We start from the raw sequence: 23882 nt of genomic DNA, 5'->3' as shown, positions 1-23882 counted from the left end.
CTTTGTCCTCTTTTGCACTGCGAACAGTCGACGGAAAAATGGTAGCGCTTCATGCGCCGGATAAGTCCGCCGGCCCCAGATAGGTGATGTCGATCCTTCCTACGTCCTGAGCCACCTGGGCGCGCAACAGCCCAATCCTTCCCGGGTTGAGCGCGGCTTGCACAGTGCCTAGCAGTGCGCCGTCCGCAGCGAGCACTCGCGGCTGACCACCCCAATGATGAACCTGCACCAATGTGCCCGAAGGCGGCGGCGCAACGAGCCATGTGACGTTTGCCCAGTATCGACGATCTGCCCAGGTACGATTCTCGGGAGGCGTGAAGCTCTGCACGAAATCCGTCCACATGGCTTTGGTCTCCGCGGTCGGCCAATCCGGCTGCGCGCTCCGCGCCGTTACGGCTTCCGAATTGAGCCACAGTCGAAGCTCCTGCCCAGTCTGGAAAGCAGCGCCTGTGTCGGTGACAGCCTTGATTGCGGCGAGCCTGGAATTGAAGCCAGCTTGAATGAGGATCGACGCGGAACGGTTTAGCGTGCCGGTTTCGACGGCCGGAACGGCGAGACCAAGCTCATGGTCCTCGAGGGGAAGATCGAAAACACCGACTGTGTCGGCATTTGCGGATGCGCGGACGCGGATCGCCTCCATGGCCCAGGGAAGGCGATAAACCAGACCTCCCTCGATGAACTGCAGCGTCTCCGATTCTTGACCGGCAGCGATGCCGGCAAGCGGTTGACCAAGGAGCCATGCGCGCAAGATGTCTCGCCAATTTGCGGGCATGGGGTCCGGCGTGAAAGGGTAGAAGGTGAAGACCCGCTCAGCCAGCGCCGTGATTGCGACGATCGCAGGCTCGGCGTTACCCTCAGAAATAGCCCCGTTTGCCTGAATCAGGAGAAGGTTTGCCTCTGCGGCGATCGCGTCGAGCGCATGTCCAGTCGTGAGCCCGACTCCAGCCAGAAAATACCCCCGCCGACGCGCTGCCGTTGACTGGCCCCAGATAAGCCGGCTGCGGGATACAAGTCCCGCCGTGAGGGCCTGTCTCACCTGCTCGTTCTGACGGAGTAGGCGCCGTTGCCAGAGGGAAGACTGAAGGATGTCGTCCAGCGCGGCCTCAATCCCCTCGTCAGGGATGTCATTTTCGCCGATTAAGCTGAGGATAGCAGTGTCGAGCGTTGCCACATGCCTCTCCCAATCGGCAAGAGCGCGCTCGCGATCTTCAGGCTCCTCGTTCGCAACCTCAGGGAAAGTCCAGGCCGCGGCGTTGTTGACGACGTAGTCGATGAGTTGATTGAGATCGCCTCCGATCCGAGCGTGCATGCGGGACAAAAGCGTCCAAACCAGAAGCGCCAGCCCGCTTTCCATGTTCCGTGCGCCGAGATCATTGATGAGCTCTTCCCAGTTGCGCCGCTTCTTCGCGATGTCGTCAAACATCGGAAAAAGCACAATACCTTCGACATCGACATAGGCACGGCCCGCCCGGCCGATGACATTCTTGAATTCAGAGATTTCAATCTTCTGGCCATTGCGATGGAGGGAGTGCATCACGACGGCCGTGGCCGAGAGGTTCAGACCCTGCGCCAGGGTCGGCGAGGAGATCGTTACCTTGAGCACATTATCGCGTAGCAGACGTTCCACCTCCTTGCGGTACGCGGTCGGCAACGCGCCGTGATGCAGTGCAACGCCAAGGCGAAGGCATTTGAGGATCGCGCTGTTCGGCCCTAACCATTCCTCGCCCAGTGCGATTGCGGTGTTGAGAACGGCAGGATCGGCTTCGAGCAGCGAGCGCAACGCCCCGCGTTCATGAAGATCAACGATCACGTCGGCGAACGGCTCAACGCTTCGCCGCTCGGGACAAAAGATCAAGACCGTCTGCCCGTCCTCGTTCAGCCGCCACGCCGTCGCCAGGCAGAGTTCGCGTTGGTTGTCGGGAAAGAGGCGTGTTCGGCGACGCTTCGGCGGAATCCAGTTCGGCGGCGCTTCGCCAGTGAGGAAGCGCTGTACCCAGGGGCGTTCGTCGCCAACGCGAAGGTTTAACCGCGCAGTGGGCGATGTCCACACAACCTCCCCAAACCGCAACCGTGTCGGACGCCAGTCATTCTTGATCAATCCGCCGGGATGATCGCGGCGCAGCCATGCCGCGAAATCGTCGAGCTGATCACCGTCAGGTAGGATCGCCGAGAGGCATACAATCCGCCGCTCGTGCGCATCGGGGCGGCGAAGCAGCCGTTGGATCTGTACTTCGTAGCGCACCTCGCGCTCATTCAGGCCGATCATGTGGCCTTCGTCGAAAACGAGCAGCCCGACGTCGTCGAGAAGGGACGGATCGTTGCGCAGAGCGAAGTCGAGTTTCTCCGGCGTCGCCACCACTATGTCTCGCTCTCGGATTGCGTCTTCGTCGAAGCCACTGACACCAATGCTGCCGTACAGCGCCGAGATCGTCTTCCCGAGCGGGCCGAAGGTCCGCTGCAGCGTGGTTTCCGTCTGGGCGGAGAGGGCGCGGAGCGGCGTGACGAACACGACGCGCCGGCCGCCGGCCAGGCAGCGCAGGATGCACAATTCCGCAACGCGGGTCTTGCCTGCGCTTGTCGGCAGCGAGACCACTAGATCGTCGGATTGATCGACGGCGCGGGCTGCGGCCTCGACCTGCGACGGCCAAAGATCGACCTCCGCTTTTGGACGCCTTTGCAACAGCGCAATGAACAGTTCGCGAAGCCGGGGCCAATCGGCCGCCTCGCCGCCGGCGGACTGGAGTGGGACCTTCTCATGGAAGGTGCTCGACCAAAGATCCGAAAGAAGGTGGATCGCAATGCGATGTGCCCACCATTGCGGCAGCAAATTCAGCTCGCTGCAGATGGAGAGACTCACTTGAAGTCGCTCCAATGCCTGATCGACAAGGCCCCGCTCACCCCGTTCTAGGGCCAGAACGAACAGGGACATCGACGCCAGAAAGGCATCGGTAAGCGCCGTGTCCAGCCCGGCAAAGACGAAGTCATTGCCTTCGTCATTTGGATCGGCCGCTGCTTCGATCTCATCGAGGTTGGCCTGGATTGCTGCAGCGATCCGGGCATCGCTTCCTTGGCCGGAAACCCGGTAGTCGAGGATGCTGGCATTGAGAGCCGCGAAATTCCGCCGCATTAACTGTGCGAGCACCCGCTCGATCGGCGAGAAGTTTTCATCAGCTTCGACAATCGCAAGCAGCGAGTAGGCGCGAGCGGAGAGGTGAGCCAGGTGATAACTCGCTGCTGCCATTACGAAGTGGAAGTCGCGATCGACTTCATCACGGTTGCCCTTGGCGATGACCGCTTCCAGTGCCGTGGCGGCCTGCTCGAAAGCGGTTCGCGCCTGGGCGGCGTCACCTCCGAGTTCACGGAGGCGAAGCCCGAGCCCAAGGAGCGCGTAGCCATAAGAATGGAGGTCGTGGCTGAGCTGGGGTGCGAAGGGAGGCGCGTCCGGTGGCAAGACACCATCGCGCCAAATGATCGCCCGCGCTTGTCCGCGCGCGATGAGGCGCCCACGGAAGCCTGCGGACGCGGCTAAATTGATGTCTGCGACAATAGCATCAGGCGTGGTTGGCATTGGCGATCACCTGATCGTACACGGCACCGATGAATGCGGCATGGCCGTCGACGCGAAGGCCGACTCCCCATTGGTTGACGGCGCCCGGATAAGCTTGAAGTGAGGCCGTGAGCATCGCTTCCGGAGAATTCCCGGAGAACGTGAAAAGCAGGTGCCTCACGCTCGCCGTCGGGATTCCGTGTTTGAGCAACGCATCGTCAATTGCGTCTGCCAACGGGAGATTGCCGAGTTCAAGCAAGCGCGCGGAGATGTATGACAGCGCGTGCCCAGAAGGTAGTCCGCCATCCTTCTCCAAATTGGCTCGAGCTTCAGCCACGACCTGGGCGGTGAGGGTTGCCCGGCTCTTGGCCTCGGTTTTCAGGAAGCGCAATAGCTGTGTTTGCGGATCTTGCAGGATGCCAATCACATCTTCGCCACGCATCGCCATGTTGCGATGATCCTTCCAGCGCAGCCGCTTGATAGGTGCGTGATAGCCGCCGCTATGGGCATCGATCCATTCGGTGGCATAAATCTCGCCAAGATCGCCCGAACGTATGGCTTTCGTCGTTGGGAGTTTGCCCTCGATCAACGAGGCCGCTGCAGGCTTCCCAAGTCGTCGAAGCGCACGCGCCATATGCTCTTCGGAAGCGTAGTGGCTTGGGACAACCGCCGCTGTTGCCTGAATGCCGGTTACAAGCTGGGGCACCTGCCCGGTCATCACTCGTCGAAAATGATTGCCGACCTGTCCGTCGGCTGAAGCGCACCAATCGTTGAATTGCACCATCTGCATCCCCCTCTCGGAGATATTTTCGGAAGAGGCTGTGGAGGTCAACAAAAGGCGGATCCGGATCGGTATTCCTTCGGCTATGAAATCGACTTGCCCCTCGCCGGACAGGTTCGCAATGACACGGCCGCGCTTCATTCCGATGTTGCTGGATTTCGGCGCTTCAGCCATTCTTGCCAACCTCTTGAAGTAGCGGCCTCATTAATTCTAAACTTTGCTCGGCGCGGTATTACGCACGGATGGCAAACTTCAAATCACTGCAGATGCAACTCCTCGACGACCTGCTCTGGATGGGAGGAGGCTATGTCCTGAAGTTCTCGGACCGAACTTTTGCGGAATTCTTCCGGGAGGAGCTCGAACTCGACATCGACGATCCCTTGTGGTCGGTCCAGGGCGGCTCCAAAGGAAAGAGGATGCGGTGCTTCCTGCAGACGGCGCCGAGGTCTCAGGTTGCCCAGGCTCTCAATACGCTATGGGACTATCGCATAGCAGCGATGGAGCGTGACGGCGTGAAGGAATCGATCTCCGACGTCCATACCAAAATGGCTGCTCTCATGCAGTCGATCGGATCTACGTGGAAACACGGTAAACCCAGTTCATCGTCGAAGTTTTCTGCGGCTGTGGCGGTTCCTTCTGAGATTATTTCAGGTCTGATATCCAGGTTTACGGCGCTCATGGCTATGACTGACGTCCAGCGAAGGGGATATGCATTCGAAACGTTCCTGCGCGATCTCTTCAACACCTACGGCATGGAGGCCAGGGATCCGTTCCGCATCCGGGGCGAACAGATCGACGGTAGTTTCCAGCTTGAAGGGTCAACCTATCTCCTCGAGGCTAAATGGCAGAACGAGTGTGCCGATGCTGCCGCACTGCGAGCGTTTCACGGAAAGGTTGAGGAGAAGGCGGCCTGGGGTCGAGGCCTTATGATCAGCTACAGCGGATTTACGGAAAACGGACTCTTTGCTTTCGGTCGCGGAAAGAAGATCGTCTGTATGGATGGCCGCGACATTTATGAAGCGCTGCAACATGCGATTCCACTGGACCGCGTGATCGCCGAGAAAGCCAGACAAGCGGCCTCAAACGGCACCATATTTCGACGAGTCAGCGATCTGATCGACACGTTGCTGCGATAGGGACGGAGCCCGTATGGCGATCGCAGAAAACATGTAGTCGGAATGGGAAGAGCATCTGATCACGTTGCCGCACGATGCCCGCAGAAACACTGACGGCCACGCTTTCACCGACCTATCATGTGGTTCATTTGGGCGGCGCGGGGAATACCGAAGACGGGAGATGATGTAACGCAGGTCAACGTTCCTACTCCCCTTAGCGAGCGATAGCCGGCAATTTCCGCCAATAAAGTTGGCTGCAGAACGGCAGCTTGTCGCCAACGTCGGCCAATACCCGACGGTCCGCTGGCGGCCCCGTTGCGGACAACAGCTCGGTCGTTGCGCGGATTCCTATGCACACTTGAGACGGGTGGTCTGGCAAGATGGACAAGATCGCGAGCTTGAGTTCGGGAAGTTTTCTGAGCGAATGAGAGGAATTGGAAGGCGATAATGACCGCTCGTCGGAGGCGGACAGCCCCGCGTCCCGGCTTCGTAGTCGCGTACTGACGCTCCTTAGACCGCCTTGTTGAACCGATCTCGCGGACGCGAATTTGCTTCGAAGCCCCGCCAGCTGAATTGCAGCCGCGGATGTCGGGACTTCTACGCTTTATGCGCTGCATTCTCTATTGCCGCCCTTCCGGCGGCACTCGTCTCTACTGCTCTGGCGAATACAAATGCTGATTTATGGGCTGATCAGTATGGACTAGCCATTGCCCGCGTACCTCGTGGGACACGCGAAGCGATCTACATGCCGAGTCCATCCGCATTTCTGCAACGCGGGCCTCATAGGGGGACGGCCCAATTCAGATAACTATCCTAGGTTCACTTCCGATCATCCGTCATAAGACCTGCTTCGACCAATCGACGGAATGCTTCCGATCTACTGGGAAGATCAGGTTGCATCCGACGCCACTCGTCTATGCGCACGAGCAGTTCGGTCGACAACCGCAGCTCAAAACGCTCCGTTTTGGACTCACTTGAATTTGGCACGTTTGACAACAGTTTGTCCGTAATGTACGGTATGTACGTAATTTATGGTTCGCAGTTACAGCCGAACGACGTGCTTGCATCACGCCGCTCAGCCTAACCACCCCAAGCCGTCTGGAGCTCGGATCATGGCCGATTCCGACAATACCACGACTTTGTCTCTCGTCACCCGCAGGAAGGCAAGCGCGGGATGGGCGGCTACGGCGCTCTTGTGCAACAATTTGGCGGTTGAGCAATCGTCCGATCCCGCTGCTGTCGTGTGGAGGAAATGGCGCGCGGCTCACACGGAGGCTGGTCGGCTCTGCCGGCATCAGCAGCGCCTCGAGGCTGATCGGAATTCCGGGGCAGGGGACGATAGTGACTACGCGGCAGCGTTACGGGCCGAGAGCGAGGCTGGTGAGCATGCGATGGACCTGCTCGGAGCGTTGTCCGAGACGCCGGCTGCGTCGCTTGCCGGTGTCGCGGCCAAACTGGATGCGGTGCTTAGCGAAGGAGAGCCCTGTGGGGGCGATGCCGAGTTTCCCTGGCCGCAGTTACGATCGGCCCTTGAAGACCTCATTCGCATCGGCCGGCTGGGTGAGCCGCAGTTTTCGGACGGAGCGGCGCGGCAGGCAGGAATAGGCAGTTCGGCATGACATGGCCCGCTTGGCAGGAGGGTCAGGCCCTCGGGTCCAGGAGCCGGACACCTTCGCCTTTTTGACCGACGGACAGGAATTCGACGCCGGCTTTCATCAGAGCCGACTCGATCGATTGCAAGGTGCTGATGCGTGAATCGACCTTGCCGTTCTCCAGCCGGGCGAGGGCGTTGACCGAAACGATCGCCTTGTCTGCGAGCTCCTGCTGCGACCAACCAAGCAAAGCCCGCGCGGCTCGAATCTGTCGTGGACTGACCATGTCGCCACAATCGACAGGCCGAGAGTCTTCGCCACATATAGGGTTATTTTCATCCTCTTAAGGTGTAATAACTGGCGCTTGGGATGAGTGGCTAACGATTAAGGCCTTGGTCGGGGAGGGACTGTTGGAGCAAAGACGGGCCTTGCCGAAACCCAAACGCCTTGGCCGTTTCCAGGCTGGAGCGCAGATCAACGCTGGAAGCGGGCCGCATCCTGCCGACCAGCATGTCGGCAGGCAGATCGCGACGGTCCGCGTTCAGTCGGATATCTCGCAGGCGCAGCTCGCCCGCTCCATCGGCATCAGCTTCCAGCAGCTTCAGAAATACGAGAATGCGCGCAACCGGGTCAGCGCTTCCATGCTCTACGAGATCGGCAGGTCGCTGGATGTTCCCGCCGGCCGCTTCTTCCAGGGCCTGCCTGGCAATGGCGAGGCCACTGCCGCGGCTGCGCCTCTGCCGGTCGACGAGCGGCTGGAGTTCATCGCCAGCGCGGAGGGGCGGCGCCTGATCGAGGGGCTCATGCAACTGCCGCCGCGCGTGCGCGGCCGCGTGTCGTCATTGATTGCCGCGTTGGGCGAAGAGATCGCTGCGGGGCTGCGGGAAAGCTAGCGCACCCACCCTTGGCGTGTCATGTCAGTAAGGGCTCTTCGGTCTTGATCAGCCGAACTTTCGCGCTGCGGCGAGCGCGATCCGGGCTGATGTTCCCGAGATCGCAATCTCCGTGCCGAAGGCACGCGAGCGCGCCGCAAAGCCCTGCAGAATCTCTCTCGCGGTATCGCCCGTAGCAGTCAGTGGAACCAGGCGGCTCGATGTGCGCGGCGCGTTATCATCGCCGATCACGACGGGCAGCAGGTCGATACTGTCGAGATTTCCGTTGCTGTCGTAATGGCAGGCCGCGACAAGGCTTTGCCAGACTTCCGGCGCGCTCCACTCCGTTTCCTCAGGCGGCACGTGGAACAGGAAATTTCCAAGACCGTAGAAGAGCGGTGCGCCGTTATAGAGTTCCACGGCCTGAAGCACCGGCGCCCCGTGGCTGACAAACAGGCTGGCGCCGGCGTCTATGCAGAGGCGCGCAAAACCCTGCACCCAGTGCGGAACCTCCTGCCAACCCGGTTCCCAATGGTGGTGATGCAGATAGGCCATGACGAAGTCGCCACGCGCTGCCGCGAGCCGGATCGCGGCGAGATGGCTGTCGGCACTCTCCCGGTCGATCTCGATGACCCGGCCGCGGCTCGTGGCTCGCTTGAAGATCGTGCCGTAGAAATTGAGCTCGCTGTCATCGGCCACCATCGGATCGTCTGGCTGCGCGTAATTGGCCAGTTCCAGCGCGGACATCTGGAGCTGCCTGCCCAGCATCGCCAGCCAGTCGAACTCGTCGTCCGTCACCCCGATCTTGCGCGAGGCCTTGAGCCGGTTCACGCCTGGGCGCGCGGGACGCGCGGCCGTCCGGTTTCCCGCATACATATTGGCTGGTCCAGGTCCGGCATCGATCGCAAAAAGCGTCACGTCCCGGCCGCCCAGACGCTGGCGCCCCGGCTTCATGGCGTCCGTTTCGTCGGTTCCGATTCCGGCATGGAGGAAGCCGCGCGCCCAGACATCCCCCAATGTGGAAAGAACGCCGGCCGGTCCGAGATCGAAGGCGTGGTTGTTCGCCAGGGCGAGCGTGTTGAAACCCATCGTTTGCAACGCGTCCAGAACCTGCGGCCTGGAATAGTCGAAATACCTCCCCTTGGTCGGCCACCCGCCATATTGCCCGAGGATGGTCGATTCAAAATTGGTGAAGACGACATCGCCTTGCTCAAGGAAGTCCAGGACCTCCAGGAACCGCCCGTCCCGGATATCAGACACGTCCGTCTTGATCAGCGATTGGCCTGTCACAGCCACGCAGAAGGAATCCTTCATTGAACCAGCCTTGTCATGGATGAGGTGAGGGACGCCGCGATGTTCAGCGGCGCGTGCCGATGCGGCGGTCGATGGCGGGCTATTGCGATATGGCCGGTGCGATATCGGTCTTGAACCATTTCTGGCTCAACGCCTTGATCGTTCCATCCCTGACCGCACCGTCGATCGCCGTGTTGAACCTGGCGAGCAGTTTGCCGTCGTCTTTGCGTATGCCGGCACCGACGCCTGGACCCCACAGGCCGCCATTCACCTGCGGACCGAAGAAGGTCACACCGGCACCCTCGGGCGTCTCCAGGAAATCACGCCATGTGAAATAGTCGGCCAGGCCGCCGTCGACCCTGCCGGCCGCCAGATCGAGCTTGAGGTTGTCCAGGCTGTCATAGCTGCGGAGTGTGACGACATCGCCGAAGAGCTCCTTCAGCACCGCCTCCGAATTCGAAGAGCGCAGCACGCCCATCGTCTTTCCGCTCAGCGTTGCGTGCAGCCGTTCGATGGTGGCCTTTCCCTTATCGTCGACGGCGGACAGGTTGAGCCTCTGTTTGATGTCGCCCGGATCGAGTTGCAGTTCCTTGCGGATGACCAGCTGGTTGTAGCCGGCGGCGTAGGGGTTGGAGAATGCGATCGACTTCTTGCGTTTTTCCGTGATCGCCATGCCGGACATGATCACATCGTATTTGCCCACGAGCAGGGCAGGGATGATGCCGTCCCAGTCCTGGGCAACGAACCTGCATTCGGCCTTGATGCGGCGGCACAGTTCGCGGCCGACATCGATGTCGTAGCCGTAGAGCTCACCTTTCTCATTGGTTCCGTCCCAGGGCGGCGACGCGCCCTCGGTGGCAATCGTGATCACCCGTGGATCCTCCGCTCGGGCGGTCAATGCCGGCATCATGCAAGCGACAAACACCGTACCGGCCAAAACCATGCGCATAGGGCACCCCTCTTCGTTTCGTTGGAAATCAGGAAAGCTTGGGATCACGGCGTCGTGACCCCGGCATCGGGCAGGGCGGGCGCCAGGCGCGAGCCGCGTCTTTGTCGGCGACTGCCGTCAGTGGCGAGATGGCGTTCGAGGAACCGGATTGCCTTCACGACAACCGATGTCAGCAAAAGGTAGATGGCGCCGGCGACGATGAAGATCTCGTAGGGCGCGAAGGTCGTGGACACCATCTGCCGCGCCATGCCGGTGACTTCCAGCAGCGTTACGGTGCTGGCAAGCGACGAGCCCTTGATCATGCTCACCACCTCGTTGCCGTAGGCCGGCAGCGAGATCCGCAACGCAATTGGAAAGGTGACGAGACGGGCGATCTGGAAGCGTTTCAGGCCGAGCGTCGCAGCCGCTTCCGTCATCCCCTTGGGCACCGACTGGAGACCGCGGCACAGGATCTCGGTGGTGTGCGCCGCGCTGTTCAACGAAAAGGTCAGCAGCGCGCACCAGAACGGGTCTCGCAGGACGACCCAGAAGATGCTTGTCCGCACCGCCTCGATCTGGCCGAGGCCGTAATAGACGAGGAACAGCTGCACCAGCATCGGCGTGCCACGGAAGACGTAGGTGTAGGCGAGCACGCTGAGCGACAGGGCAGGGCGGGCGAAAGCACGCACGAAGGCGAGCGGCACAGAGATTACAAAGCCCGTCGCCAGCGCCAGGATCGTCAGGGTGAGCGTGAGCCTCAGGCCGGAAGACAGAACCACGACGGCCTCGATCATCATACTGAGGTCCATGATGGCTCCTCCCTATCGATCAAGGGCTGGGTAGCGCCGCTCGGCCAGGCGGACCGACAGCAGCGTTGCCGTCGTCAGGCTGAGATAGAGCGCCGATGCCGCGAGATAGAAGGCGAGGGGAGCCCGCATCGAGCCCGCGCCGACAAAGGCGACGCGCATGACGTCCGTCAGTCCGATGACCGAAACCAGGGCGGTGTCCTTGAACAGCGAGATCCAGAGATTGCCGTAGGCGGGCAGGGCGAGCCGCCACATCTGTGGCGTGATCACCAGAAGCCATCGCTGCCAGGCGCTGAGCCCGAGAGACTTCGCCGCCTCGGCCTGGCCGGCGGGGATCGCCGCAATGGCGCCTCGGAACACTTCGGTGACGTAGCCGCTGAAGACGACCGAGAGTGCGACAATGCCGGCACTGAATGCATTGACCTCGACATACTGGCCGGTGACCGCGCTGGCGAGCGCCGTCCCGCCGAAGAAGATAAGCAGGATGATGACGAGTTCCGGGACGCCACGGACGACGGTCGTGTAGACCGTGATCGGGGCGGCCACCCGGGAGTCGGCGCTGGTCTTCGCAATGGCCAGCGCCAGTCCAAGCGTAGTCCCCACGACCCCGCTGACCAGAGCCAGCCCAACCGTGATCGCGAACGCGCCAAAGAACTGGCTCGCGAAGCCGCTCATTACCTGCCTCTGTTGCTGTTCTTTTTTCGAATGAACCCAGATCACGGTCTGGATTGCTTGATCGCCAATCTGAGGTTGCAGTTCTTAATTGTATTACCTTAAGATTAACTTTGCCTCATCAGGTCACGATATCGCCTGGAGATCGCAATTCAATCTATAAATTCAACTATTTGCACTATAACGAGCGATTATATAATTGGAGAGTATCTATGGATATTTGGAGATGTCTTCGCGGCCGGCCCGGCTTTGGCGCGGATGCCTGCGAGGCGCAGGCCAGTCTCTGGGCGATGCCGGCTGTGTGCCGTTAGGCCCCCACTTGTGTTGCCGAGGGCCGGTTCAATCCCTGGAACGCTCGAGCATCAGTGTCTGTGGGTCGGTTTCCAGCACCTGGGCGATCCGCTCGACAACGCTCAGGCTGGGGTTGCGCTGCCCTCGCTCGATCCCGCCCATATAGCTGTAGGCGAGGTCGGCTTCGGCGGCGAGCGCTTCGAGAGTCATTTTGCGCTGCAGACGGACCCTGCGCACATTTGCTCCGAATATCTCCACCAGCCGCATGCGCGCATAGCGATAAGCAAACGGTGGACTTTACCAGTCACTATAATGACTATAGTGTGAGGGATTCGAGATTGTTTCCAGCAGGTTACAGCTTCCATGCTGGGTCGTCGGCGGATCGACGCCCGACCGGGCCGGTTTCTCAGGAACGCGCGAAATGGAGTTGTTGCACAACGGATTGAAGCTGCGGCAGCTGCAGGTCTTTCGCGAAGTGCTGCGTGCCGGCTCGACCAGACGCGCCGCAGCCGCGCTTGGCGTCAGTCAGCCGGCGATCAGCCAGCACGTCAAGCAGCTGGAGGCCACGCTTGGCATTGCCCTGTTCGAACGCTCGACCAATCGCATCCAGCCTTTGCCCACAGCATGGGAATTGCTGCGCAACGTCGAGCTGGCGCTGAACTCCCTCGAACGGCTGGAAGCGTCGATCTTCGCGATGAAGAATGACGGCCGCCAGCGCATCGCCATCGCCACCCCCGCCGTTTTCGGTTTTGTCACCCTCCCCAAGGTGGTTGCGATCATCCGCGCGAAAACCAGCTCGAATGTCCGGACGATCTCAGGGACCTACGACCAGATCGGCGAGCACATCCTCGCCGGTCGCGCCGATCTCGGAATATCGCGGCTCCCCGTCGACCCGCGGCTGTTCGATTGGGCGCCGCTCGGATCGGCGCGTAATGTCTGCGTGTTTCATCCGGGCCATCGTTTCTCGAGACAGGAGCGCGTCGAGACAAACGACCTGGCGGGCGAAACGATCGTGGACATCGATCCACGCTTCGCATCGCATCAGATGAACATGAACGCGCTGCGCTTCGAAGGCATCGAGCCGGACATACTGGTCGAATACGATTCCAGCGGCCACGAAGCGGGTTTCGTTTCGGCAGGACTTGGGGTTTCGATCAGCAACGAAATCCTGGCGCGCGAATATGCGGCATTCGGCCTGCAGGCACGGCCCGTGGAACCCTCGGCGCTCTATCACTACGTCGCGATCTGGCAGAAAGGCCGGGTGTTCCCGGATGCTCTGAAGATTTCTCTGGAGGCGATCCTGTCAACCTTCGCCGCTTCGGCGTGTGGCGATTGAAGACGCCAGTTCTCAGGCATCGATCACCCGCCGCCTCGATCGGATATTTTCGTCCCGTTCCCCGCGCAGAAGCGACTGAACGAACAGGATGCCGCAACCCTTCGACTAGGATATTATGGCTCGCTAGGCCGAACAAGGCTGCTGGCTACGAGGAAAGCGTCGTACGGTCCAACACCTGGGGCGACGGTCATGAAAGCAATTTGAGGATTTACGACCGGCAGCTTGATTGCGGGCTCGATGCCGATCGCCGGTTGCAAGATACCTGGTCGAGTGGGAAGACCGATAACTCCGTGCTCGCGAGCGTGCGGTCAGAAACGACAAGCGAGCCTGGCCATCTTAGGTGAAATGCCCGGCGGAACGCCATCAGCGCCCGCGAGCGGACGCGGTGCAACTTTTTGGGTGCCACCAAGATCTTGTTTTGCGACGCCAGGTCGTGTCGGAACGTCGCTGGTGCTACGAGTGCGGCATCGCCACCTTGATCAGGAATAACATCCGCGTTCGCGGGCAAGGCGTCGCACAAGAGCCAGAACGATATCGATGGTCGGCGTTGAATGGCCAGTCAGACGGCCAAGCTCTTGCACCGCCGTTACCAGGGCATCGATTTCCAACGGTCGGCCGCGCTCCAGGTCCTGCAGCATCGAGGTCTTGTGCTCGCCAACATCACCAGCGCCTTTGATGCGCCGATCGACCGACACGGGAAAACGAACTCCCAGGCTTTCCCCGATCGCCCGCGCTTCCAACATCATGGTACGGGCAAGGGCGCGTGTTGCGTCGTCGCCGACGATGGTTGCAAGTGTACTGCCGGTGAGTGCCGAGATCGGATTGAAGGAGAGATTGCCCCAGAGCTTGACCCAGATCTCGCTGCGTATGTCGTCGCGGACTGGTGACTGCAGCCCGGCTTTCACCAATTCAGCGGCGAGGCGGATGACGCGATCGCTCTTCTCACCTGAAGGCTCGCCAAGTGAGAAGCGGGTGCCTTCGACATGGCGGATCAGGCCCGGCGCCTCCACCTCGACAGCGGGATAGACGACTGAGCCGATCACACGTTCCGGACCGATACCGCGCCAGATCATGCCACCTGGGTCGACGGCATCGATCCTTGTACCTTCGAGCGTTTCACCGCACTTGTAAAAATACCACCAAGGCACGCCGTTCTGCATGGTGACGACGGCGGTGTTGGGTCCGAGCAGTGGCGCGATCTGGTCAAGAGCCGGCGCCAGGGAATGAGCCTTCAGCGCCAGTACGACGTAGTCCTGAACGCCGAGTTCTTCTGCCTGTGCCGCCGCCCTAACCTGCGTGCTCGTTTCCTTGCCGGCCTCGATTAAGCGAAGACCGCTGTCCCTGATCGCGTCAAGATGCGCTCCGCGCGCCACGATCGAAAGGTCGACCGCGCCTGTAATCCCGAGCTTGGCGGCAACATAGCCGCCTATCGCGCCAGCGCCGAACACGGTGACACGCATCAGTCGAGACCGAGCTTACTGGCGAGACCGATGCGCTGCAGCTTGCCGGTCGCTCCCTTCGGGATTTCCTCCAGGATAATGACCTTGCTCGGCACCTTGAAGTCGGCAAGTCGCGTCATGGCGAAAGCCCGAATATCAGCCTCGTTTGCGTTCTGCCCCTCGCGTAAGACTATCGCCGCCGCGACCTCCTCGCCGAGCCTCTCGTGTGGCACGGCGAAAGTCACGACTTGAGCTACCGCAGGATGGTCCATCAGCACGCTGTCCACCTCCAGCGGGGAGATTTTTTCCCCGCCGCGGTTGATGATTTCCTTGAGACGCCCGGTGACGCGCAGATAATTCTCACCGTCCAGCACACCCTGATCGCCAGTGTGAAACCACCCATGAGCGAAAGCGCTGGCATTGGCATCCTGGTTCTTTTCGTAGCCTAGGGTTACGTTCGGGCCACGAATGACAATCTCTCCTACTTCACCTTGCGGCAGCAATTGTCCGTCCAAGGCCATGATGGCTATTTCTGGACCTGCAGCGATACCGACGCTGCCTGGCTTACGCTTGCTGGGCGGCAGTGGGTTGGATGCCATCTGGTGTGTGGCCTCCGTCATGCCGTAGGATTCGATGACAGGGCAACCGAAGGTCGTTTCCAATTCCGCCATGACTTGCGGCGGGAGGGACGCGGAGCACGAACGGATGAAGCGCAATTTCGCCGCTGCAAGCCCATCGGCGTTGCGTGCCGCTCTGAGCAAGATCGCTTGATGCATCGTCGGTACTGCCGTGTACCAGCTTGGGTGCGCCTCGTTCAGCCACTGGAAAAAGCGCAACGCGTTGAAGCCCGGCGTGCAGAAGACGCCACCGCCTGCCGCGAGCGAGGAAAGTACCGCGGCGATCAGTCCATGGATATGGAAGAGCGGCATGATGTTGAGGCAGCGATCGTTCGCGGACAGACCGAGGGTGGCGCCGATATGCGCGGCCGAAGCGGCGAGGTTGGCATGGCTGAGCGGCACCAGTTTGGGGCGTGATGTTGTGCCCGAAGTATGCAAGAGCAGCGCGATATCGTCTTGCTCTGCCAGACCCGGACTGGCTGGCGAACCGACTGGTTCGCCGGAAATCGCAAAGCGACCGGCAGGCGCATCGGGCTGTGCGACGAGCCTCAGCACGCCGATGCCGAGCCGTCCAGCCACGGCGACTGCTGGACCATCCTCATTCTCCGCGACAAGAATGGCCTTGGCTTCTATATCGCTGAGATAGAACTCGAACTCGTCAGCTCGGTAGGCTGGATTGAGTGGTGCTGTTGACGCACTTGCAGCCAACGCGATGAAAGCGGCAGCCATTTCCGGACCGTTGGACAGCACGATGGCGATCCGGTCGTTGCGGCCAAGACCCAGCGCGTTGAGTCGAACCGCCGTGTTTAGGATCAGCCGACGCAATTCGCCATGCGAGAGAGCCTGTCGGCCCGGAGCCATGATCGCGGGAGCATCTTCGGCTCCAGCAACAAGACGGAGGGTGAGATCGGCTAAGTTTCCGTTTGTGGTCATGTCATCTCACCAGGCGGACGGTCGTTAAAGGTCAACAGGAGATCAATACCCAAGCGCCAGCCCGTCCTTGCGCGGGTCGGACGCCCCCGTCAGCGTGCCTTTCCTCCAATCGATCAGCACGGCTTGTCCACCACCGAGCGGATGATCGGCCTCCGCCACCCTGTGTCCGCGCCGACGCAGGCCTTGGATTGCTTGGGGCTGAACGCCTCGCTCGGCTTCGACGACATCGTGGTTGTAAAATACACGGGCGGCGTCGAGCGCTTCCTGTGGGTCCATGTCGAAATCGATCATGTTGGTCAGCAGATGGACATGGCCGAAGGGCTGGTAGCCGCCACCCATCACACCAAATGGCATCACCGCGCGGCCATCCCTCGTCATCATGCCCGGCATGATCGTGTGCATCGGTCGTTTGCGGGGCGCGATACAATTGGGATGATTGGGGTCAAGGCGGAAGCTGGTGCCGCGATTTTGCAGCACGATGCCCGTTTTCGCACCAACGACACCGCTGCCGAAAGAGTAGTAGGTCGAGTTGATGAAACTGACGGCATTGCGATCGCGGTCGACCACGGAAATATAGACCGTATCGCTCCCTGGCAGATCGATGCGCGGCAGATCGGTCATGGCATGTTCGCGATCGATCGCGGCACGCAACCGGTCGGCATGGGAAGTTGAAAGCAACTCCTTCACAGGAACCGCGACATGGTCCGGGTCGGCAAACAGGTTGTCGCGATCGCGGTAGGCCAGCCGCCCGGCTTCGATCTCCAGATGCAATCGCGCGGCGCCGTTGGGGTCGAGAGCGCTCAGATCGAAGCCAGAGAGCACGTTCAGCATCAAGAGTGCGGTCAGACCCTGATTGTTGGGCGGCATCTGGTGAACGTCATAGCCTTTGTAAGACGTGGAGACCGCTGACTCGTAGTCGCCCCTCGTTGCAGCGAAATCGTCGAGCGTATGGAGGCCGCCGAGGTGGCGAAGCCGCCCGACCAAGTCCTCCGCGACGTATCCCTCGTAGAAGCCGGAGCGGCCATGTTTTGCGATGAGGCGCAACGCCTGAGCCAGCTCTGGCTGAAAATGCACGTCTCCAGCTCTGGGTGGCTTGCCGCCGGGCAGGAACAAGCGGGCTGCAACCTCATCGGCCGAAAGATCGATTTCTGGATCCTTCCAGTCGAAGGCAACGCGATCATGCACGACGTAGCCGTTTTCCGCGTAGTGGATGGCTGGTGCGAGTGCGTCGGCGATGCCCTTGCGACCATGGTCGTCCAGAAGCCGACACCAGGCATCGATTGCACCAGGTACGGTGACGGCGTGTGCGCCTTCTATGGGCAATTCGCTAAACCCGCGGTCGAGGTACCAGTCGACTGTCGCTGCCTGGGGTGCGCGGCCAGAACCGTTGAAAGCGAGCACGTTGCCTTCGCCTTTGGGGCAATAGAGAACAAAGCAATCGCCACCGATACCAGTGGATTGCGGTTCTACCACCGCTTGCACGGCCGCTGCGCAAACGGCCGCATCCATGGCGTTGCCGCCGGAACGCAACATGTCGAGCGCGGCCAGTGTCGAAAACGGATGCGACGTCGCGGCCATCGCTTCGGTGGCGCGGGCAGGGGAGCGGCCCGGAAGCTGGAAATCACGCATGTTGTTCTGGTCCCTGCATTCAGCGCCCGCGGCCAAGGAGCTGGGCAGCGGACAACAAGATGATCGACAGCACGATCAGGCATGTCGAAATGGCGGCAATCGTTGGGTCGATCTGGTCGCGCAGCGCATTGAACATGCGCCGCGTCAGCGTCGTCGTCTCGCCGCCCGAGATGAAGAGCGAGACGACCACCTCGTCGAAGGAGGTGATGAAGGCAAACAGCGCACCCGACACGATCGAGAAGCGCAGTTGTGGCATGGTCACCTGGAAGAAGGCCGCGAAACGCCCAGCTCCGAGGCTGCGCGCCACCATCTCCTGGTTCATGTCATAGGATCTCAGGCCGGAAAGCACGGTCAACACGACCAGCGGCAGAGCCTGCACGGTGTGAGCGATGACGAGGCCGGTCAATGTGTTGTTGAGGCCGATGCGGGCATAGAGGAAGAAGGTGCCGATGCCGATCAGGATGACCGGAATGATCAGCGATGCCGTGAGCACCGCATTGATTGTGCCTGTCAGTCTCAGCGTACCCGCGTTGACGGCGTAGGCGGCGGCCGTGCCAAGCGGCGTTGCCACGATCGCCGTCATTATCGCAACCTTGACCGAGACGATGGTGGCATCGCGCCATTCCACCGATCCGAAATAGCTTTGATACCAGCGCAGCGACCATTGCTGAGGTGGAAACTCAAGCAGCGTCGAACCGGAGAACGACATGATGACGATGATCACCGACGGGGCGATCAGGAACAGCATGACAAGTCCGCCGAGCAGGTAGAGCCAAAGGCGTTGCCAGTGCGAGATTGGAAGGTTGCTTTCCGCGTTCATCGCGCACTCCAGGCGCCCGTCGCGCGCGCGCCGAGCAACCAGCGGAAGAGACCGAGCAGCGCTAAGGTGACGGCAAGCAATACGACACCAAGTGCCGCGCCGGCGCCCCAGTTGGAATAGAGGCTGGCGGCCTGCTCCATGCGCATTGCCCACATGATGACCTTGCCGCCGCCCATCAGGGCTGGGGTGACGAAGAAGCCGAGGCACAGCACAAAGACGATGACAACACCGGAAGCGAGGCCCGGCAGCGAAAGCGGCAAGAAGATCTGCCGGAAAGTGGCAGCCGGGCTGGCTCCGAGATTCATGCCCGCGCGCAGACAGTCGATATCGATGGATTTCATCGAGGCATAGAGCGGCAGAACCAGGAATGGCAGCATGATGTGGATCATGCCGATGACGACACCGGTGAAGTTGTTGGCCAGTTGCAGGGGTTGGCTGATCAAGCCGTGGTCGATCAGCCAACTGTTGACCAGACCCTTGCGCTGAAGGATCACCAGCCACGCGTAGGTGCGAACCAGGACCGAAGTCCAGAACGGCAAGATGACGAATACGAGGCAGATCGAGGCTGCGCGGCGCGGCAATTGCGACAACAGGTAGGCAAGCGGATAGCCGAGCAGCACACAGGCCCCGGTGACCGCAAAGGCGACTTTGAAAGTGGTCGTGAAAGTTCTGATATAGGATGCCTGTTCGAAGAAGCGTGCATAATTGGCAACGCTTGGCGCACCGGTCTCATCGAAGAGCGAAAGCCAGAACAACCAGCCAACTGGCACGATGATGACAGCGAAGACCAGGAACAGACCCGGCGACAGCAACGCCAGAAAACCCAGCGCCTGGCGCCGCGTGTCGGCGCGCAGCGCCGCAACGTTCAACGCGTCGTCTGGCCGTGCCGCGTGCTCATGACTTGCGGATACGGCGCTCATTGATCTGCCACGAGTACGATGTCCGACGCATCGATGCCGAGCGCGATGGGCTCGCCAGGCGCTGGCAATCTCGCCAACACGTCGGAACGGCAAAACTCGCGCAACGTGACCTGGCGACCATCCTTCAGCGTTGCGTAGCAGCTGAAACTGTCGCCCTGATAGATAACGTCGCCTACGGTGGCTGTCAGCACGTTGAGGTCTTCTGCCTTTTCCGTGCTGATCAGAAGCCGCAGCTTTTCCGGGCGTACCACCATCAGATGCCGACCTGCCGATGGTGCAGGACCGTCGAGGCGCAGCCTTCTGTCTTCGTACCAGATACTGCCATTGCGGCTTTCCACCGGAATGAAGTTGGATTCGCCAATGAACTCGGCAACGAACTTCGTCTTCGGCCTGGCGTAGATGGTCTCGGGTTGGTCGATCTGCTCGATCCGCCCGGCATTCATGACCGCAATGCGGTCCGACATGGTGATTGCCTCGCGCTGATCATGAGTAACGTAGACGGTCGTCATGCCAAGCCTGCGGTGAAGGTTCCGCAATTCAATCTGCATGTGCTCGCGCAGTCCCTTGTCGAGCGCCGACAGCGGCTCATCCATCAAAACAATGCGAGGCTCGAAGACGATGGCGCGGGCGAGGGCGACGCGCTGGCGCTGCCCCCCGGAGAGCTGGTCGACGCGTCGCTCGCCCAGCCCCTGCAAGCGCACGAGTTCGAGCGCGCGATCCACGCGTTGCTTGGTGTCGGCCGCCGAGACGCGCCGCTGTTTCAACGGGAAGGCGACGTTGTGGAACACGTTCATGTGCGGAAACAGCGCGTAGTTCTGGAACACCATGCCGATGTCGCGCTTGTGGGGCGCCATGGTGATGATCTCTTCATTGCCCACCTTGATGCTGCCGGCATTGGCTCGCACGAAGCCAGCCAGGATCATCAGCAGCGTCGTCTTGCCTGAGCCGGACGGACCAAGCAGCGTGAGGAATTCGCCCGCCGCGACATCAAGGCTGAGATCGCTGAGAATGGACAAAGCACCAAAGCGCTTCTCGATATGATGTATGCCGATGGGGAGCGCGGACGGCGCGAGGGACAAGAGCATCTCCTTCAACTCCGGGTCTTTTGTCGGCGAAGCGGAACGGAGTGGCCGTGCGCCACTCCGACAGCAGCTATTGCTGGATCAGGTTGTTGAATTTCTCGGTCGCTTCGACCAGATTGTCGCGCCAGAACTGCGGATCCTGCAGGACCTGCTTCTTGACGTTCTCGGGCGCGGAGTTGATATCCTTGATGCGCTCCGGCGGTATCTTGCCGGTCTCGAAGGCCTTTTCGTTTGCTGGTCCATTGTCGACATAGAGCGGCAGGTTGGCCTGGAGGTCGGGGCTGACGAACTTGGCCAGCGCCTTCATGGCGAGGTCCTTGTTCTTTGATCCCTTCGGGATGACCATGCAATCGGCAGTAAGCACCCCCTGGTCGAAGGAGAAGCTGACGGGCGCACCCTCTTTCCTCAAGGTGCCTGCGCGGCCATTCCAGATGCTGGCCATGTCAACTTCGCCGTCCTTGACCAGTTGCATGGCCTGCGCGCCGGAGGTCCACCATGCGTCGACATGGTTGCGGATCTTGTCTACAGACTGCAGCGCGCCGTCGATATCGACCGGATAGACCTTGTCGATTGGAATGCCCTTGGCCAGTGCCGCGACACTCAGCGTTTCAGTCTGCTGGCTGCCCGAAAGCGCACGGCGGCCTGGGAATTTCTTGACATCCCAGAAATCCGCCCAGGTCTTCGGTCCCTTGTCGCCAAAAACATCCGTTCGGTAGATCAGCACGACCGAGGTGTAGGAAATGCCGATCCAGTCGTCATGGACGAGCTTTGGATTGATGCCGCTCTTGTCGATGACATCGTAGTCGAGCTTCTCGAACAGGCCCTCCTTGGATCCCCGCGCGCATTCATCTGCGCCCAACTCTGTAATGTCCCATTTGACCGCGTTGCCGGTGACCTGAAGGCGCACATCATCCAGGCCGTTGGTGGTGTCTTCCTTGATTGTGATGCCTAGCGCTTCAGCCGTCGGCCTGAAGAAGGCCTTTGTCTGCGCCTCTTGATACGTGCCGCCCCAGGAGGCGACGGTGATAGTATCGCCCGCCACGGCTGGCGCCGCGACCGCCGCCATCAAGCCTGCCGCTGCAAAAACCGTAACGCCTTTGGTTCTGTTCATTTTCAACGCTCCAGCCAGTGTTCCCATCGCTTTGCATTCGCATGCGATTTTGTATACAATTAAATGTACCTGGAGGGTTTGCAATGTCAACAGCGGCTGAGGACTAGCCCAATTCCAGAGCCGCACCACGGCGTATCGGTCGTGACAAACAGGGCCGAATTTGCATACAGCTATGCGAGAAGCGTTAAGACCGCCGGCGAAACGGCCGGAGAACTGGAACCAGCCTTGGCCAAAAAAACCAAAAATACCTTACGCGATTCCGTCTACTCCGCCCTCAAAGCAATGATTGTAACCGGTCAGGTTCCACCCGGATCGCGCGTCACCGAGAGTGACATCGCAGCGAAACTCAAAGTCAGCCGCACGCCGGTGCGTGAAGCGTTCAATCGCCTGGAGCGCGACGGCTTGGTCACCGGTCGGCCGCGCCAGGGCTACGCCGTCACCGAATTCGACATCAACATGTTTCGCGAAGCGTTTGACATCCGCGAATTGCTCGACGGCCACGCGACCGAACTGGCTGCCGTTGCCGCGACTGTTCAGGACAAAGCCCGGCTGCGCGCCATGCTTGCGGAAGCCGAGCAACTGGCAGCCATTCCCGATCGCACCACACAGGAAAAATTCCAGGAACTCGAGGTTGGTATAGACCTCCATCGTGTCATCGCCGAGATCAGCGGCAATGTCATGCTGCATGAGATGCTGTGCGGTATTCTGGACAAATGCCAGCACTATATCTGGACCGAACTGCTGTGGTTGGATGAATGGAAGATCGCTCGCGATGAACATGCTGAGATTGTCGAAGCGATTTGCGCCGGCAATTCTGAGCGGGCCGGTGCTTTGGCACGCGCCCATGTCCGCGGTTCGCGTGAGAGTATTCTGCGGTTATTGCAAGCGAAATCCGACTACCAGAATTTTCGGATCAAGGCGTCTTGAAAGAGGGATGTCGGGGGATTGTGATCGCGATCGTCTAATGGCCAATGATAATGGAACTGCTTGATATGCAAGTGGCGTGCCCAATAATTCGCCCTGTTGTGGCGAGGATCAGGTTAGCCTGTGACGGACGAGATGACGCACGATCGGCGAGAACATGGCCTGGCCGACGTAATTCCCGATATTGGTCTTTTCAAAAAGATCCTGGGCTAGGGCGGCGTCTTGCACGACGGGGATGCCGGCTGCCCGAGACTGGGAAATCATATCAAGCGCCGCGCGGCCCTGTCCCTTGGCCACGATTGTCGGAACCGGCGTTTCGCCTTTGATGTAGCGCAACCCCACCGCCAGTTCGTCTCCGGCGAACACGATGACGGCGTTCTGGACACCCAGTCGTGCCGGCCGCTGCACGGCTTCCCGCCGCTGGCGTCGCTGTTCCTGGCGTATGAGCGGATCGCCTTCCATGTCCTTCTGTTCGCGCTTGTACTCGGTCGTGGTCATGCGCATGTCGCGCAGGAACAGCCAACGCTGCAGCGGCACGTCGAGAATGCCGATGGCGAGGAAGGCAAGGGCTGCCGAAACGCCGACTGGAACCATCACGCCCCACAGCATTGGCGTCATGCAGGACATGCCGCATCCCGGCGCGTCGAAAAGCGGTTGCAGCCACTGCACCAGGATCACGACGAACAGGGCGGACAGGAATGTCAGCTTGGCCAAGCCCTTCGCGAACTCGACGACATTGCGCACAGACATGATCTTCTGCAGGCCCTTCGCCGGATTGATGTGGTCGAATTGCGGTTTGACGGTTTCGAAGGAAAAGACCGGGCCGAACGTCGCCAGCATGCCGAAGACGATCGTGGTCACGACCACGATCCCAGCCAACGGGACGGTGACGAACATAAGCAGGAAAAAGGCGTGACGGCCGCTGCGTAGCAAAATTTCGCCGAACGGGACGTTGTAGTCGGTTATCGTGTCGACCAGTTCGGAAAAATGCGCCAAGGCGCTCGGCCAGACGAGATAGATATAGGCAAGGGCAGCGCACAGGCCGAAGCCTGAAACAAAGTCGCGGCTTTGCGAGGCCTGGCCCTTGCGTTTGGCATCGCGCAGCTTCTTGTCGGATGCCGGTAGTCTTTTTTCCTCAGCTTCTTCGGCCATGTCGCCAGCCTGCCGGGTCCTG

General features: G+C 60.5%; 21 protein-coding genes. 5 read left to right on the top strand and 16 right to left on the bottom strand.

Annotation, left to right across the window (positions count from 1 at the left end; translation table 11 throughout):
• Positions 1 to 49 precede the first annotated feature (49 nt).
• Together FZF13_RS04615 and FZF13_RS04610 are read right to left on the bottom strand one after the other, a co-directional pair.
• Entirely contained in the window at positions 50 to 3568 is a 3519-nt protein-coding gene (locus tag FZF13_RS04615; protein ID WP_065997554.1) for a DEAD/DEAH box helicase, read from the bottom strand.
• The gene (locus FZF13_RS04610) at positions 3552 to 4502 is read right to left on the bottom strand and encodes a Hachiman antiphage defense system protein HamA (RefSeq protein WP_245317480.1); all 951 of its coding nucleotides are present in this window, start codon (positions 4500 to 4502) and stop codon (positions 3552 to 3554) included. The genes FZF13_RS04615 and FZF13_RS04610 overlap by 17 nt, the downstream gene beginning before the upstream one ends.
• Before the next feature lie 68 nt (positions 4503 to 4570).
• Between FZF13_RS04610 and FZF13_RS29245 the strand changes: the two genes are divergently transcribed.
• Positions 4571 to 5464: a restriction endonuclease gene (locus tag FZF13_RS29245; protein ID WP_245317479.1), complete on the top strand. Its 894-nt coding sequence runs from the start codon at positions 4571 to 4573 to the stop codon at positions 5462 to 5464.
• 1091 nt (positions 5465 to 6555) lie between these two features.
• Positions 6556 to 7062 carry a hypothetical protein gene (locus FZF13_RS04600; protein WP_065997552.1) on the top strand — a complete coding sequence of 169 codons (507 nt, stop codon included), beginning with the start codon at positions 6556 to 6558 and terminating at the stop codon, positions 7060 to 7062.
• Positions 7063 to 7084: 22 nt separating this feature from the next.
• Here the strand turns inward: FZF13_RS04600 and FZF13_RS04595 are convergent, their stop codons facing one another.
• Positions 7085 to 7285, bottom strand: coding sequence for a helix-turn-helix domain-containing protein (locus tag FZF13_RS04595; protein WP_343039651.1), 201 nt, complete (start codon positions 7283 to 7285; stop codon positions 7085 to 7087).
• A 160-nt stretch (positions 7286 to 7445) separates the two neighbouring features.
• Here FZF13_RS04595 and FZF13_RS04590 point away from each other — a divergent pair, with 160 nt between their 5' ends.
• Positions 7446 to 7928: a helix-turn-helix domain-containing protein gene (locus tag FZF13_RS04590; RefSeq protein WP_245317478.1), complete on the top strand. Its 483-nt coding sequence runs from the start codon at positions 7446 to 7448 to the stop codon at positions 7926 to 7928.
• A gap of 48 nt (positions 7929 to 7976) precedes the next feature.
• Here the strand turns inward: FZF13_RS04590 and FZF13_RS04585 are convergent, their stop codons facing one another.
• The 5 genes from FZF13_RS04585 to FZF13_RS04565 all read right to left on the bottom strand — a co-directional run bounded on the left by FZF13_RS04585 (position 7977) and on the right by FZF13_RS04565 (position 12164).
• Complete coding sequence (locus tag FZF13_RS04585) at positions 7977 to 9221, bottom strand: CapA family protein (RefSeq protein ID WP_065997550.1); 1245 nt, start codon at positions 9219 to 9221, stop codon at positions 7977 to 7979.
• Between the two features lie 79 nt (positions 9222 to 9300).
• Complete coding sequence (locus FZF13_RS04580) at positions 9301 to 10149, bottom strand: transporter substrate-binding domain-containing protein (protein ID WP_137901750.1); 849 nt, start codon at positions 10147 to 10149, stop codon at positions 9301 to 9303.
• A 44-nt stretch (positions 10150 to 10193) separates the two neighbouring features.
• Complete coding sequence (locus tag FZF13_RS04575) at positions 10194 to 10937, bottom strand: ABC transporter permease (RefSeq protein WP_065997549.1); 744 nt, start codon at positions 10935 to 10937, stop codon at positions 10194 to 10196.
• A gap of 12 nt (positions 10938 to 10949) precedes the next feature.
• Positions 10950 to 11609, bottom strand: coding sequence for an ABC transporter permease (locus FZF13_RS04570; RefSeq protein ID WP_065997548.1), 660 nt, complete (start codon positions 11607 to 11609; stop codon positions 10950 to 10952).
• A gap of 336 nt (positions 11610 to 11945) precedes the next feature.
• The gene (locus tag FZF13_RS04565) at positions 11946 to 12164 is read right to left on the bottom strand and encodes a helix-turn-helix domain-containing protein (protein ID WP_065997547.1); all 219 of its coding nucleotides are present in this window, start codon (positions 12162 to 12164) and stop codon (positions 11946 to 11948) included.
• A 154-nt stretch (positions 12165 to 12318) separates the two neighbouring features.
• Here FZF13_RS04565 and FZF13_RS04560 point away from each other — a divergent pair, with 154 nt between their 5' ends.
• Positions 12319 to 13233 (top strand): LysR family transcriptional regulator, encoded by a 915-nt coding sequence (locus FZF13_RS04560; RefSeq protein WP_065997545.1) that lies wholly within the window; start codon positions 12319 to 12321, stop codon positions 13231 to 13233.
• A 479-nt stretch (positions 13234 to 13712) separates the two neighbouring features.
• Here the strand turns inward: FZF13_RS04560 and FZF13_RS04555 are convergent, their stop codons facing one another.
• From FZF13_RS04555 to FZF13_RS04525, 7 genes are all read right to left on the bottom strand, one after another.
• Entirely contained in the window at positions 13713 to 14693 is a 981-nt protein-coding gene (locus tag FZF13_RS04555) for a 2-dehydropantoate 2-reductase (RefSeq protein WP_065997543.1), read from the bottom strand.
• The gene (locus tag FZF13_RS04550; RefSeq protein ID WP_065997541.1) at positions 14693 to 16222 is read right to left on the bottom strand and encodes an acyl--CoA ligase; all 1530 of its coding nucleotides are present in this window, start codon (positions 16220 to 16222) and stop codon (positions 14693 to 14695) included. The genes FZF13_RS04555 and FZF13_RS04550 overlap by 1 nt, the downstream gene beginning before the upstream one ends.
• Positions 16223 to 16264: 42 nt before the next feature.
• Positions 16265 to 17851 (bottom strand): gamma-glutamyltransferase, encoded by a 1587-nt coding sequence (gene ggt / locus FZF13_RS04545; RefSeq protein WP_065997539.1) that lies wholly within the window; start codon positions 17849 to 17851, stop codon positions 16265 to 16267.
• A gap of 19 nt (positions 17852 to 17870) precedes the next feature.
• Entirely contained in the window at positions 17871 to 18671 is an 801-nt protein-coding gene (locus FZF13_RS04540) for an ABC transporter permease (RefSeq protein ID WP_065997535.1), read from the bottom strand.
• Positions 18668 to 19591, bottom strand: a complete 924-nt coding sequence (locus tag FZF13_RS04535) for an ABC transporter permease (RefSeq protein WP_065997534.1) — start codon at positions 19589 to 19591, stop codon at positions 18668 to 18670. Before FZF13_RS04535 ends, FZF13_RS04540 begins: the two co-directional genes overlap by 4 nt.
• Positions 19588 to 20670: an ABC transporter ATP-binding protein gene (locus FZF13_RS04530; RefSeq protein WP_065997735.1), complete on the bottom strand. Its 1083-nt coding sequence runs from the start codon at positions 20668 to 20670 to the stop codon at positions 19588 to 19590. The genes FZF13_RS04535 and FZF13_RS04530 overlap by 4 nt, the downstream gene beginning before the upstream one ends.
• A 73-nt stretch (positions 20671 to 20743) precedes the next feature.
• The gene (locus tag FZF13_RS04525) at positions 20744 to 21739 is read right to left on the bottom strand and encodes an ABC transporter substrate-binding protein (protein ID WP_307420634.1); all 996 of its coding nucleotides are present in this window, start codon (positions 21737 to 21739) and stop codon (positions 20744 to 20746) included.
• 270 nt (positions 21740 to 22009) lie between these two features.
• Between FZF13_RS04525 and FZF13_RS04520 the strand changes: the two genes are divergently transcribed.
• Positions 22010 to 22711: a GntR family transcriptional regulator gene (locus tag FZF13_RS04520; protein WP_065997531.1), complete on the top strand. Its 702-nt coding sequence runs from the start codon at positions 22010 to 22012 to the stop codon at positions 22709 to 22711.
• Positions 22712 to 22819: 108 nt separating this feature from the next.
• Here the strand turns inward: FZF13_RS04520 and FZF13_RS04515 are convergent, their stop codons facing one another.
• On the bottom strand, positions 22820 to 23860 hold the full coding sequence (locus FZF13_RS04515; protein ID WP_065997527.1) for an EscU/YscU/HrcU family type III secretion system export apparatus switch protein: 1041 nt from the start codon (positions 23858 to 23860) through the stop codon (positions 22820 to 22822).
• Between the last annotated feature and the right edge of the window lie 22 nt (positions 23861 to 23882).

It is taken from the genome of Mesorhizobium terrae, from assembly GCF_008727715.1.
Classification (GTDB): domain Bacteria; phylum Pseudomonadota; class Alphaproteobacteria; order Rhizobiales; family Rhizobiaceae; genus Mesorhizobium; species Mesorhizobium terrae.
The sequence above is the reverse complement of the archived record's forward strand: the minus strand, read 5'-3'. Positions and strand labels throughout refer to the sequence as shown.